The organism is Micromonospora sp. DT68 (assembly GCF_049847245.1).
Lineage (GTDB): Bacteria > Actinomycetota > Actinomycetes > Mycobacteriales > Micromonosporaceae > Micromonospora > Micromonospora profundi.
Genome location: NZ_JBNCNZ010000035.1, coordinates 1 through 13114 on the forward strand (window position 1 = coordinate 1; position 13114 = coordinate 13114).

At 71.8% G+C, this 13114-nt stretch carries 11 protein-coding genes; 8 read left to right on the top strand and 3 right to left on the bottom strand.

What is annotated here, in order from left to right; translation table 11 throughout:
• The first annotated feature begins 151 nt into the window (after window positions 1-151).
• Entirely contained in the window at window positions 152-1072 is a 921-nt protein-coding gene (locus tag ACPXB1_RS30165) for an NAD(+)/NADH kinase (protein WP_425736134.1), read from the top strand.
• A gap of 138 nt (window positions 1073-1210) precedes the next feature.
• Here ACPXB1_RS30165 and pgm read toward each other — a convergent pair whose 3' ends face one another.
• The gene (gene pgm / locus ACPXB1_RS30170) at window positions 1211-2854 is read right to left on the bottom strand and encodes a phosphoglucomutase (alpha-D-glucose-1,6-bisphosphate-dependent) (protein ID WP_425736135.1); all 1644 of its coding nucleotides are present in this window, start codon (window positions 2852-2854) and stop codon (window positions 1211-1213) included.
• Between the two features lie 37 nt (window positions 2855-2891).
• A complete protein-coding gene (gene glgC / locus ACPXB1_RS30175) occupies window positions 2892-4124 on the bottom strand; it encodes a glucose-1-phosphate adenylyltransferase (protein ID WP_355595372.1) in 1233 nt (410 codons plus the stop codon).
• Window positions 4125-4196: 72 nt separating this feature from the next.
• Between glgC and glgA the strand changes: the two genes are divergently transcribed.
• Window positions 4197-5405: a glycogen synthase gene (gene glgA / locus ACPXB1_RS30180; protein WP_355595374.1), complete on the top strand. Its 1209-nt coding sequence runs from the start codon at window positions 4197-4199 to the stop codon at window positions 5403-5405.
• A 10-nt stretch (window positions 5406-5415) separates the two neighbouring features.
• Here the strand turns inward: glgA and ACPXB1_RS30185 are convergent, their stop codons facing one another.
• Window positions 5416-5865 (bottom strand): winged helix-turn-helix transcriptional regulator, encoded by a 450-nt coding sequence (locus tag ACPXB1_RS30185; RefSeq protein WP_355595376.1) that lies wholly within the window; start codon window positions 5863-5865, stop codon window positions 5416-5418.
• A gap of 139 nt (window positions 5866-6004) precedes the next feature.
• Between ACPXB1_RS30185 and ACPXB1_RS30190 the strand changes: the two genes are divergently transcribed.
• From ACPXB1_RS30190 to ACPXB1_RS30215, 6 genes are all read left to right on the top strand, one after another.
• Window positions 6005-6901 (top strand): aldo/keto reductase family oxidoreductase, encoded by an 897-nt coding sequence (locus ACPXB1_RS30190; protein ID WP_355595378.1) that lies wholly within the window; start codon window positions 6005-6007, stop codon window positions 6899-6901.
• A gap of 196 nt (window positions 6902-7097) precedes the next feature.
• Entirely contained in the window at window positions 7098-7718 is a 621-nt protein-coding gene (locus ACPXB1_RS30195) for a TetR/AcrR family transcriptional regulator (protein ID WP_355595380.1), read from the top strand.
• Window positions 7715-8962, top strand: a complete 1248-nt coding sequence (locus ACPXB1_RS30200) for an NADH:flavin oxidoreductase (protein WP_355595382.1) — start codon at window positions 7715-7717, stop codon at window positions 8960-8962. The genes ACPXB1_RS30195 and ACPXB1_RS30200 overlap by 4 nt, the downstream gene beginning before the upstream one ends.
• Window positions 8962-10665, top strand: coding sequence for a 3-ketosteroid-delta-1-dehydrogenase (locus ACPXB1_RS30205; RefSeq protein ID WP_355595384.1), 1704 nt, complete (start codon window positions 8962-8964; stop codon window positions 10663-10665). Before ACPXB1_RS30200 ends, ACPXB1_RS30205 begins: the two co-directional genes overlap by 1 nt.
• 103 nt (window positions 10666-10768) lie before the next feature.
• Window positions 10769-11614, top strand: a complete 846-nt coding sequence (locus ACPXB1_RS30210) for an SDR family oxidoreductase (protein WP_355595386.1) — start codon at window positions 10769-10771, stop codon at window positions 11612-11614.
• A gap of 177 nt (window positions 11615-11791) precedes the next feature.
• Window positions 11792-13042: a DUF222 domain-containing protein gene (locus tag ACPXB1_RS30215; protein WP_425736136.1), complete on the top strand. Its 1251-nt coding sequence runs from the start codon at window positions 11792-11794 to the stop codon at window positions 13040-13042.
• The last annotated feature ends 72 nt before the right edge of the window (window positions 13043-13114 follow it).

Genomic DNA, 13114 nt, shown 5'->3' on the forward strand with positions numbered 1-13114 from the left:
CCCCCGCCCCCCGGGCCGCCCCCCCGCTGCCCCCCCGCCCGGGCCGACCCCGCCCGTGAGGGCGTCGTGGGGCGCCGACGGTCCCCGGACCGTCGGCGCACCTTCGACGGTACGCCGGGCGCGTCCCCCGCCGATGTGGTGAGCTGGACGAATGTCAGGGCTGGGACTGGTGCTGCACCCCACCCGGGATGTCACCGAGGTGGTCGAGATCATCGAACGGTGGGCGACGCGCCACAACAAGTCGCTGATGGTGCGCGAGCAGGACAGGCACCGCGTGCCGACAAGCGTCGAGCCGGTGCCGGAGTGCGAGGTGGCCACCCGCGCCGACGCGTTGATCAGCATCGGCGGCGACGGCACCATGCTCGGGGCGTTGCGCTCGGCCGTCCTCGACCCGAAGCCGGTGCTCGGCGTACACCTGGGTCGGCTCGGTTTTCTCGTCGAGGTGGAGCCGCCGGCGCTGCCCGAGGCGTTGAGCCGGCTGCTGTCCAAGGACTTCACCATCGAGTCGCACGCCTGCCTGGCCTGCGACGTGTGCGGTGACGACGTGGTGGCGTTCAACGACATCGCGCTGGTCCGCCAGCCCGGGTCGGGTTTCGTCACCGCCACCCTCGCCGTCGATGGCCAGCAGTACGGCTACTACCGCGCCGACGCCGTTGTGGTGAGCACGCCGACCGGTTCGACGGCGTACAGCTATGCCGCCGGCGGTCCGCTGATCTCTCCGGCGACGGACGCGGTGGTGATCACGCCGTCGGCGCCGATGGCCGGCATCTCCCGGTCGGTGGTGCTGTCGCCGGACGAGAAGGTCCGCCTCGAACTGGAGCCCCACTCGTCCGCGGTCGTGGTGGAGATGGACGGTTTGGTGTTCCGCGACGCGGCGACCGAGGGGGCCGTCGACATCAGCTACCGCCGCAACGCCGGTCTGGTGGTGCGCTTCGACCGGCAGCGCTACCAGGAACGCAACCAGCTGAAGATGACCCTGCTCGACCTGCCGTTCCTGCCCGAGCAGCTCCGCGAGCTGCTGCCCGACGGAGCCCAGCGAAGCCACGACCGGGAGATGCCCCCACGCCGCTGAACCTCACCCACCCACCACACCCTGCCGCGTCCCCCACCTCTGGTTTCGGCCGTCGATCATGGGGTTAGCGGGCGCGCCACGCCGAGCGCCACCCGCCAACTTCATGATCAACGAAGTCTGTAGGGGGCAGGAGCAGGGTCAGGTGTTGGTCAGGGCTTGGTCTACCAGGGACTTGGCTTCCTCTTGAATGCGCTTGAGGTGGTCGGGGCCCTGGAAGGACTCGGCGTAGATCTTGTAGACGTCCTCGGTGCCGGAGGGTCGGGCGGCGAACCAGCCGGACTCGGTGCTGACCTTGAGACCGCCGATCGGGGCGCCGTTGCCGGGCGCGGTGGTCAACGTCGCGGTGATCGGCTCACCGGCCAACTCGGTGGCGGTGACCTGGTCCGGGGAGAGCTTGGCGAGCACTGCCTTCTGCTCGCGGGTGGCAGGGGCGTCGATGCGGGCGTACGCGGGTGCGCCGAACCGGTCGGCCAACTCCGCCCAGTGCTCGCTCGGGCTGCGCCCGCTGACGGCCAGGATCTCGGCGGCGAGCAGGCAGAGCAGCAGGCCGTCCTTGTCGGTGGTCCAGGTGGAGCCGTCCCGGCGCAGGAACGACGCGCCGGCGCTCTCCTCGCCGCCGAAGCCGACAGCGCCGTCGAGCAGCCCCGGCACGAACCACTTGAAGCCGACCGGCACCTCCAGCAGCGGCCGGCCCAGGTCGGCGGCGACCCGGTCGATCATCGACGAGGAGACCAGCGTCTTGCCCACGGCGGCGGCCGGACCCCAGTCGGCGCGGGTACGGAACAGGTGGTCGATCGCCACCGCGAGGAAGTGGTTGGGGTTCATCAGGCCGGCGTCGGGGGTGACGATGCCGTGCCGGTCGGCGTCGGCGTCGTTGCCGGTGGAGATCTGGTAGTCGGCGCGTGCGGCGATAAGCGACGCCATCGCGTTCGGCGAGGAGCAGTCCATCCGGATCTTGCCGTCGCCGTCGAGGGTCATGAACCGCCAGGTCGGGTCGACCGTCGGGTTGATCACGGTCAGGTCCAGCCGGTGCCGCTCGGCGATCTCACCCCAGTACGCCACGCTGGCCCCGCCCAGCGGGTCGGCGCCGATCCGCACACCGGCGTCGCGGATCGCGTCCACGTTGATCACGGCCGGCAGGTCGTCGACGTAGTTGGCGAGGAAGTCGTACTCCCCTGTGGTGTCGGCGGCCCGGGCCCGCGCGTAGGTGATCCGGCGGACCTCCTTGAGCCCGGCGGCGAGGATCGCGTTGGCGCGGTCCTGGATCCACCGGGTGACGTCGGTGTCGGCGGGCCCGCCGTTTGTGGGGTTGTACTTGAAGCCGCCGTCGTCCGGCGGATTGTGCGACGGGGTGATCACGATGCCGTCGGCGAGGCCGCTGGTGCGTCCCCGGTTGTGGGTGAGGATCGCGTGCGACAGCGCCGGCGTCGGGGTGTAGCCGTCGCGGCTGTCCACGAGCACTGTGACCCCGTTGGCGGCGAGCACCTCAAGCGCGTCCACAGCTGCCGGCGCGGAGAGCGCGTGGGTGTCCCGGGCGAGGAACAGCGGCCCGTCGAGGCCCTGCTCCCGCCGGTAGTCGCAGAGCGCCTGGGTGACCGCGAGGATGTGGTCGGAGTTGAACGCGTTGCGCAGGCTGGAGCCCCGGTGGCCGGAGGTGCCGAAGGAGACCTGCTGCGCCGGGTCCGCCGGGTCGGGGTGCTCGGCGTAGTAGGCGGTCACCAGGCGCGGCACGTCGACCAGGTCGGCGGGCTGGGCGGGCTGGCCGGCACGGGGATGGGTCACTGCGGGATCCTCCTGGAGCAGGTACGGGTACGGGTGGTCACGGCTCGACTCGCTGGCCCTTGCCGATCACCACGACGCCGTTGTCGGAGACGGTGTAGCGCTGCCGGTCCTTCTCCAGGTCGACACCGATCTCGGCGCCCTCCGGGACGAACACGTTCTTGTCCAGGATGGCCCGCCGGACCACAGCGTGGCGGCCGATCTCCACACCCTCCATCAACACCGAACCCTCGACGTGCGCCCAGGAGTGCACCCGCACCTTCGGCGACACGATCGAGTTCTCCACCAGCGAGCCGGAGATCACCACACCCGGGGAGACCATCGAGCCGACAGCCCGGCCGACCCGCTCACCCCACTGGTGGACGAACTTCGCCGGCGGCCACGGCAACTGCTCGGTGTAGATCGGCCAGTCGAAGTTGTACATGTTGAACACCGGGTGCACGTTGATCAGATCCATGTGCGCGTCGTAGAACGAGTCGAGCGTCCCCACGTCGCGCCAGTAGCCGCGGTCCCGGTCGGTGCTGCCCGGCACCTCGTTGTCACGGAAGTCGTAGACGTTCGCCTCGCCCCGCTCGACGAGCATCGGGATGATGCTGCCGCCCATGTCGTGCTTGCTGGTCTTGTCCTCCGCGTCGCGTTCGACTGCCTCGCACAGCGCCCGGGTGGTGAAGACGTAGTTGCCCATCGAGGCGTAGATCTCGTTCGGCGCGTCCGGCAGGCCGACCGCGTCGGTGGGCTTCTCGCGGAACGCCCGGATGCGCCGGCCGTCCTCGCCAACCTCGATGACGCCGAACTGGTCGGCCATCGACAGCGGCTGGCGGATGCCCGCGACGGTGACCGCGGCGCCGGAGGCGATGTGGTCCTCCACCATCTGCCGCGGGTCCATCCGGTAGATGTGGTCGGCGCCGAAGACGATCACGTAGTCAGGCTGCTCGTCGTTGATGAGGTTGAAGCTCTGGTAGATGGCGTCGGCCGAGCCGGCGAACCACCAGGGGCCGCGACGCTGCTGCGCCGGCACCGGGGTGACGTAGTTGCCGAGCAACGTCGACATCCGCCACGTCTTGGTGATGTGCCGGTCGAGCGAGTGGGACTTGTACTGGGTCAGCACGACGATCTTGAGATAGCCGGCGTTGGCCAGGTTGGAGAGGACGAAGTCGACCATGCGGTACATCCCGCCGAACGGGACGGCCGGCTTGGCCCGGTCGGCGGTGAGCGGCATCAGGCGCTTGCCCTCACCACCCGCCAGGACGATCGCGAGCACCTTGGCAGCCATGCCACGACGCTATCCATCCGCGTCGGACTTCACCACTCGTACGGGGAGTCTTCTGCACTAGGGTGCGGGGTCATGACGGAACCCACCCCGCTGCGCGTCGACCTGCTGACCCGTGAGTATCCGCCGGAGGTCTACGGCGGCGCCGGAGTGCACGTCGAGTACCTGGCCCGGGAGCTGCGCCGCCTCGCCGACGTGCGGGTGCACTGCTTCGGCCTGCCGCGCACCGAGGCGGGCGTCACCGCGTACTCCGAACCGCCCGGCCTCACCGGCGCTAACGCCGCGTTGCGCACGCTGGGCGTGGACCTGGAGATGGCCGCCGGCGCGGCCGGCGCCGACGTGGTGCACAGCCACACCTGGTACGCGAACATGGCCGGGCACACAGCGAAGCTGCTGCACGGGGTGCCGCACGTGTTGACGGCGCACAGCCTGGAGCCGCTGCGGCCGTGGAAGGCCGAGCAGCTCGGCGGCGGATACGCGCTCTCCTCCTGGTCGGAGCGCACCGCCATGGAGGCCGCCGACGCGATCATCGCGGTGAGCGCCGGCATGCGGCGCGACGTGCTGACCGCCTACCCGCAGGTGGACCCGGACCGCGTCCGGGTGGTCTACAACGGCATCGACACCGTCCAGTACGCCCCGGACGGCGGCACCGACGTACTGGAACGGCTCGGCGTCGATCCGGCCCGCCCGAGCGTGGTGTACGTGGGAAGGATCACGCGGCAGAAAGGGCTGCCCTACCTGCTGCGCGCCGCCCGGGAGTTGCCAGCGGACACCCAGCTCGTGCTGCTCGCCGGCGCACCGGACACCGCGGAGATCGCCGCCGAGGTGCAGGATCTGGTCGCCGAGCTGCGGGCCAACCGGTCCGGCGTGGTCTGGGTGGCCGAGATGCTGCCCAAGCCGGAGGTGATCCAGGTGCTCACCCACGCCACGGTCTTCGTCTGCCCCTCGGTGTACGAGCCGATGGGCATCGTCAACCTGGAGGCGATGGCCTGCGAGACGGCGGTGGTGGCGACCGCCACCGGCGGCATCCCGGAGGTGGTGGCCGACGGCGAGACGGGCCTGCTGGTCCCCATCGAGCAGGCCACCGACGGCTCGGGCACCCCGCTCGACCCGGACCGCTTCGTGGCCGACCTGGCGGCGGCCATCAACACGCTGCTCGCCGACCCGGCGCGCACCCAACGGTTCGGCCTGGCCGGCCGGCGGCGCGCGGTGGAGCACTTCTCCTGGGACGCGATCGCCCGGCAGACCCTGGACGTGTACCGCTCGGTCGGCGCGGCGGGCTGACAGGCCCCGGTCATCCCGCTGAGGAGCGGCTGTCGTACGTCGCTCGGTTGCGGAGCACCTCGTCCATGTGCGTCTGGGCCCAGCCCTTGAGGCCGCGCATCATGTGGTGCAGCGAGAGGCCGAGGTCGGTCAGCTCGTAGGTGACAGTGACGGGCACGGTAGGCGTCGCCGTGCGCGTGATCAGTCCGTCGCGTTCCAGGGAGCGCAGCGTCTGGGTGAGCATCTTCTGGCTGATGCCTGCCAGGAGGCGCGACAGCTCGGAGTAGCGCAGCGGGCGTGGTTCGCCGGTGCAGTCTGCGCCGAACCGGTGGGAGCCGTCGCTGCCCAGCGCGGCCAGGATCAACGTGACCCACTTGTCGGAGATCCGGTCGAGCAGTTTGCGGCTGGGACACTCGGCCAGGAACACGTCGTACTCCGCCCTGGTCTGTGCCCTCTGCTGGGCCGCCGTCGTCGTCGCCATCCGAGCCACTCCTCACCTGTTGGTGTGTTACGCACTTCAAGGTGCCTACTTCCTGTCAGGAAGTTACCCGACCATAGTGAAGCAGGCACCTGCGCGGCACTGATCGCGTCGCACTCCACCTGGAATCCGAGGTCTGCACATGCGCTCCACGTCCCTGCCCGACGACGCCCGTACCCCCGCTTCCCTTCCCGGCGGCACCTGGACGCTTGGCGACCTGAGCGTCACCCGCTTCGGCTACGGCGCCATGCAACTCGCCGGCCCGTGGGTCATGGGGCCGCCCGCCGACCACGACGGCGCGCTCGCCGTCCTGCGCGAGGTCGTCGAGCTCGGCATCACCCACATCGACACCAGCGACGCCTACGGGCCACACATCACCAACAGGCTGATCCGGGAGGCCCTGCACCCGTACCCCGAATCGCTGCACATCGTCACCAAGGTCGGCGCCACCCGCGACCAGCAGGGCGGCTGGCCCCCTGCCCGCACGCCCGACGACCTGCGCCGGGCGGTCCACGAGAACCTGGAGAACCTCGGTGTCGAGGTGCTCGACCTGGTCAACCTGCGACTGGGCAACGCCGAGGGCCCGCAACCCGGCTCCCTGGCCGAACCGTTCGAGACGCTCGTCGACCTCCAGCGGCAGGGCCTGATCCGGCACCTCGGCGTGAGCACCGCGACGGCGCAGCAGGTCGCCGAGGCACAGGCAATCGCGCCGATCGTGTGCGTACAGAACATGTACAACCTGGCCTTCCGCCAGGACGACGAGTTGATCGACACGCTCGCCGAACAGGGCGTCGCCTACGTGCCCTACTTCCCGCTCGGCGGCTTCAGCCCGCTCCAGTCCGCGGCCCTGTCGGCCGTGGCCGCCAGGTTGGCCACCACGCCGATGTCGGTCGCCCTGGCCTGGCTGCTGCGGCGCTCGCCGAACATCCTGCTCATTGCGGGTACGTCGTCAGTGGCGCACCTGCGCGAAAACGTCGCCGGTGCGGGGCTGTCGCTCTCCGACGACGACCTCGCCGAACTGGACAAGATCGGCAGTTGACGACGCGTCCGCCGCGCGGGGCGCACGGCCGCCTTCGTGCGAGGTGCCCGGCGCCTCGTGCGGCGGTCTCGTTCACTGACCCGGGCGCGCTGCGGTGGTCAGGCCTGGCGCGCTTCCAGATCCTGCCGCGCCACAGGCTGAGGGTGGCCGGAGCCGATTATTGGCGGTTCTTGCCAAAAAAGCTTAAACTCGCCGCATGGCCACCCCTGCCCCTGACGCACCCCGCCGGCGCGGCCGACCCACCGTGCTCGATCCCGAGGCGGTCGGCGCGGCGGCCCTGCGCCTGTGGGCGGAACGCGGCTACGGCGCCACCGGCTGGGACGACATCTCCGCGGCCACCGGGATCAGCGCCCGTACCCTGATGCGGCACTTCCCGTCGAAGGCCGCCCTCGCCTGGGTGGGTGTTCCCGCGGCCACCCGACGGCTGGCCGACGCGTTGCGCGCGCTGCCCCTCGACGCCCCGCTGTCGGATGCCCTGCGCGCCGCCGTGGTCGCCTCCGTCTCCGACGAGGCTCCCGTGCTCAGCGCGGGCGGCTACTGGATGCGGATCGTCGCGGAGGAGCCCGAGCTGTCCACGGACGCCGTACGTGCCTACGCGCCCTGGACCGAAACCCTCGCCCGGGAGATCGCCCGGCGCCGGCCCGGCGCGCCCGAGTCGGTCTACCATGCCGCGGCCACCGCCTACCGGGAGGCGGCCCAGGCCGCGCTGTACGACTGGGCCCGCAACCGCCCCGGCGACTCCCCGGCCCACGCCGTCGACAGCGTGCTGCGCTGGCTCGACATCCGCATCACCACCCCCCAGGAGGACACCCCGTGACCGCCAGGCCCCCGGCCCCCGACCCGCTCGCCCCCGCCACCCTCGGCCCGGTGAGCATGCGGAACCGCATCATCAAGTCCGCCACGTTCGAGGGGGCGACGCCAGACGCCCTGGTCACCGACCGTCTGGTCGAGTACCACACCGCCGTGGGCCGGGGCGGCGTCGGCATGTCGACGGTCGCCTACCTCGCGGTCGCGCCCGAGGGGCGCACCGAGCGCGGCCAGATCTACTGGCGGCCGGAGGCGTTGCCGGGGCTGCGCCGGCTGACCGAGGCGGTGCACGCCACCGGCGCCAAGGTCAGCGCGCAGATCGGGCACGCCGGTCCGGTGGCCAACTCCCGCTCGAACGGACTGCCATCCCTCGCGCCGTCTCTACGGTTCAACCCCCTGGCGATGGGCTTCGACCGCGCCGCGACCCACGACGACCTCCGCCGCATCGTGGCCGCCCACGGCCAGGCCGCCGCGGCGGCGCGCGAGGTGGGCTTCGACGCCGTCGAGGTGCACCTGGGCCACACCTACCTCGCCGGGTCCTTCCTGTCGCCGAAGATCAACCGACGCAAGGACGAGTTCGGCGGCACCCTGGCCAATCGTTCGGACTTCTCGCGCCGGATCCTGGCCGCCGTCAAGGAGGCCGTGGGCGACGACGTGGCAGTCATCGCCAAGATGAACATGACCGACGGTGTACGCGGCGGCTTCGACCTCGACGAATCGATCCCGTTCGCGCAGATGCTGGAGGCCGACGGGCACCTGGACGCCCTCGAACTCACCGGCGGCTCCTCGCTGCTCAACCCGATGTTCCTGTTCCGGGGCGACATCCCGCTGGCCGCGATGGCCGCTCCCCAACCGCCGGTGCTGCGGCTCGGCATGCGGATGTTCGGCCGGTTGCTGTTCCACGACTATCCCTACCAGCCGCTCTACTTCCGCGATCTCGCGCTCCAGTTCCGCCGCGAGTTGTCCATGCCGCTGATCCTGCTCGGCGGCGTCACCGACCTCGACGGGATGCGGACCGCCATGGACGACGGCTTCGAGTACGTCGCGATGGCCCGCGCCCTGCTGCGCGAACCCGACCTGATCAACAAGATTCAGCGGGACGCCACCACCCGGTCGCAGTGCACGCACTGCAATCTCTGCGCCGCAAGCATCTTCACCGGTACCCACTGCCCCCTGGACGCCGAGGGCACCGCGGCGCTCGTCGCCGCCGGCACCCGGCCCGTCGCTGTCACTGTCGGACGGGAGGGACTCTGATGCCCGTACCCCGGCAGCCCCGGTCGACCACCGTCGACCTCGTCGTGATCGGCTCCGGCACCGGCCTGGCCGCCGCGCTCAGCGCCCACGAGGCCGGCCTGTCCGTCGTGGTCGTGGAGAAGTCGCGGTGGGTGGGCGGCTCGACGGCCCGCTCGGGCGGCGCGTTCTGGATTCCCGCCAACCCGGTGCTGGCCGCCGGGCGTTCCGGCGACACGATCGAGCGCGGCGCCGAGTACCTGGCGGCCGTGGTGGGAGGCACCGCGCCCGAGGAGCGCTGGCGCAGCTTCCTCGACCACGGCACCGCCACTGTCGAGATGCTCGCGCGGACCACCCCGATGCGGTTCTTCTGGGCGCGCGGCTACGCCGACTACCACCCGGAGTTGCCCGGCGGCGCAGCCGTCGGGCGGAGCTGCGAGTGCCGCCCGCTCGACCTGAAGATCCTGGGCGCCGACCGCGCACGCCTGCGCCCCGCCGTCCTCTCCGCACCCGTGCCCATGCCGGTCACCGGCGCGGACTACAAGTGGCTCAACCTCATGGCGAAGACACCCGGCCGCGCACTCCCCCGCATCGCGACCCGCATCGCGCAGGGCATCGGCGGCCTGGCGCTGGGCCGCGAGTACGCAGCCGGTGGACAGGCCATCGCCGCCGGCCTGTTCGCCGGTGTCCGCCGCGCCGGCATCCCGGTGTGGACCGAGACGTCGATGGAGCGTCTCGTGATCGAGGAGGATCAGGTCGTCGGCGTCGAGGTGCGCCACGGAGATGCGACATCCGTGGTACGCGCGGGACGAGGCGTCGTGATCGCCACCGGCGGCTTCGACCACGACCTGCCGCTGCGGCACGCCCACCACCACCCCGACCTGCGGGACTGGAGCCTCGGCGCGGACAGCAACACCGGCGACGGGATGCGCGCCGCGCAGGAGGCCGGCGCCACCACCGACCTGATGGAACAGGCCTGGTGGTTCCCCGCCGTCGCGCCGGTCGGCGACGCCGCACCACAGGTGCTCCTCGCCGAACGGTCCCTGCCCGGCTCGCTGATGGTCGACGACACCGGCCGCCGCTTCGTCAACGAGTCCCGCGACTACATGACCTTCGGCCAGACGGTGCTCGACCTCGCCCGCGAGCGCGGTTCGCTGCCGACCATGTGGCTGCTCTTCGACCAGCGGTATCGCAACAGCTACGTCTTCGCCGGCGCGCATTTCCCCCGGGCCCCGCTGCCCCGGTCCTGGTACGAGGCGGGCGTCGCGCACCGGGCCGGCAACCCGACGGACCTCGCGCGCGCCATCGGCGTGGACGCCGACACGCTGCGCGCCACCCTCGCCCGGTTCAACCAGCTCGCTGCCGCTGGCGTCGACGACGACTTCCGGCGGGGCGCCAGCGCGTACGACCGCTACTACGGCGACCCGACCGTGACGCCCAACCCGAACCTGCGGCCCCTGTCCGGCACCCTGTACGCCGTCCAGGTCGTGCTGTCCGACTTGGGCACTTGCGGCGGGGTACAGACCGACGGCTTCGGCCGGGCGCTGTCCGGCGCGGGAGATCCCGTCCCCGGCCTGTACGTCATCGGCAACGCCGCCGCCAACGCCTTCGGCCGCACCTACCCCGGGGCGGGGGCCACCATCGGCCAGGGGCTCGTCTACGGCTACATCGCGGGGCGGCACGCCGCAGGCAGGCTCCCCGCCGCGACTGCGCTGCCGATCAGCTAGCTATCGGCGCAATCGCCAGTCAAGGCGACCGCCGCGTGTCACCATCCGGCGAGACGGGGCGGCCGGGTCCGATCGGCCGCCCCCGAAGGGAAGAGGAACCGACATGGGTACGTACGCGGTGACCGGTGCCGCCTCGGGGATGGGCCGGGCAGCCGCCGAGCGGTTGCGTAGCGACGGGCACACCGTCGTGGGCGTGGACCTGCGGGACGTTGAGGTCATCGCCGACCTCTCCACCCCGACGGGGCGCGCGCAGGCGGCGGCCGAGGTGTTGGAGCGCGCCGGGGGCCGGCTCGACGGGGCGGTCTGCGCCGCCGGGCTCGGCGGCATTCCCGGGCGGGACCGGATCGTGCAGCAGGTGAACTTCTTCGGCGTGGTGGAGCTGCTGGAGGCGTGGCGGCCCGCGCTGGCTTCCGTCGGCAACAGCAAGGTCGTGGTGTTCGGCTCGAACTCCGTCACGCTCACCCCGATGGTGCCGGAGCGCGCCGTGCGCGCCCTGCTCGCCCGCGACGCGGGCAAGGCACTGCGCGTGGTGGGGCGGTTCGGCAAGCGCTCGGCGCCGTTCGCGTACGCCAGCTCCAAGCTGGCGGTCACACGCTGGGCGCGGCGCAACGCGGTCTCGCCGCAGTGGGCGGGCGCTGGCATCCGGGTCAACGTCCTGGCTCCCGGCATCATCGCCACCCCGCTGCTTGACGAACAGATCGCCCGGGGCGAGAAGGAGGCGGTCGAAGGGCTGCCCGTACCGATCGGCGGGCGTGGCAAGCCGGCGGACGTCGGCGAATGGGTGGCGTTCCTGCTGTCGCCGGCCGCCGACTTCCTCTGCGGCTCGGTGATCTTCCTGGACGGCGGCTCGGACGCCTACTTCCGTACCGACGACTGGCCCGTTTCCACCGGCCCGGCCGGTGTGCTGCGCTACCTGCGGCGCGCCAAGGCGTGGCGCGCCCAGCACTGAGCAGCACGCACCCGTCGGGCGGGGAATTCACACGTGCGCCGGATGCCCACCAAGCTGCCGGTCTGACGGTAGAGAGCGATTCCCCGCACCGACGTGATCCGGTGGCCCGGTGACCTGCGCGCCGGCAGCGCACTTGCCGCGCCGGAAAGTGTCGTACACGTGTTCTAGTCTTTGTTGGTGATCGATGCATTGGCGCAGGCAGAGGCCGCTGTGGCGGTCTGCCTCGACCGCGCCACCTGGGCCGTCGACGAGCGGGACCTCGTCGCCGCCCTGGACGCCGCCCACCGCCTGGAGCAACGCCTCGCCGCGGTCAAGCTGACCCTCGTACGCGAGCTAGACGGTCGAGGCACGGCCACCACGCAGGGTGCGTCCTCGACGGCGGTGTGGCTGCGCGACCGCCTGCGCCTCGGTGTCGGCGCCGCGCGCCGTCTGGTCGAGCTCGCCGCCGCGCTCGACGCCGCGCCGACCGGTGTGCGGGACGCGCTGGCCGGCGGGGCGGTCACCGTGGAGCAGGTCCGGGTCATCGCCGACACTGTCGAGACAGTGCACAGCGCTGCCGGCGCGGAGGCCGCCGACAAGGCCGTCGGTGTCCTCGTCGACTGGGCCGCGCAGTTCGACGCCGCCCTGCTGCGTAGGCTCGGCACCCGGATCCTCGACCACGTCGCCCCGGAGATCGCCGACCAGGCCGCCGAGGCGGCGCTGCGGGCACAGGAGTCGCGGGAGGCCCGCGACAGGCATGTGACAGTGAGCGAGCAACCCGACGGGCGGCTGCGCCTGTCCGGCGTCCTCAACACCGAGGCCGCCGCCCTGTTGCGCGCCGCCATCGACCCGCTGACCACGCCCTCCGGGCCGGACGACACCCGCTCCGCCGGGCAGCGCCGCCACGACGCGCTCGCCGACGTGTGCCGGCTCGCCCTGCGCACCGGAGACCTGCCCGAGAACGGCGGCGACGTCGCCCAGATCGTCGTCACCACCAGCTACGACGAGCTGACACGGCTGCTGGGCGCCGGCGCTCTCGACATCGGCCAGCAGCTCACCCCCGAGGCCGTACGTCGGCTCGCCTGCGACGCCGCGATCCTGCCCGCCGTCCTCGGCGGCACCGGCCAACCACTCGACGTCGGTCGGCAACGCCGCCTCATCACCGGCCCGCTCCGTCGGGCACTCGTGTTGCGCGACGGCGGCTGCACCTTCCCCGGCTGCGACCGTCCGCCCCGCTGGTGCGACGGCCACCACATCCGGCACTGGGCCGACGGCGGCGACACCAGCCTGGCCAACGCGGTGCTGCTCTGCGGTCACCACCACCGCCACATCCATGCGGGCGACTGGGTTGTGCGTCTGGGCGGCGACGGCCACCCCGAGTTCATCCCACCTGCCTGGCTCGACCCCGACCAACTCCCCCGCCGCAACCACTACCACCGGCGCACATAGAGCCATTTTCATCGTGGGTAGCGGGCCTCCTCGGCGGCTTGGAGGACGAGGATGGCCTGCACGATCGGGGTG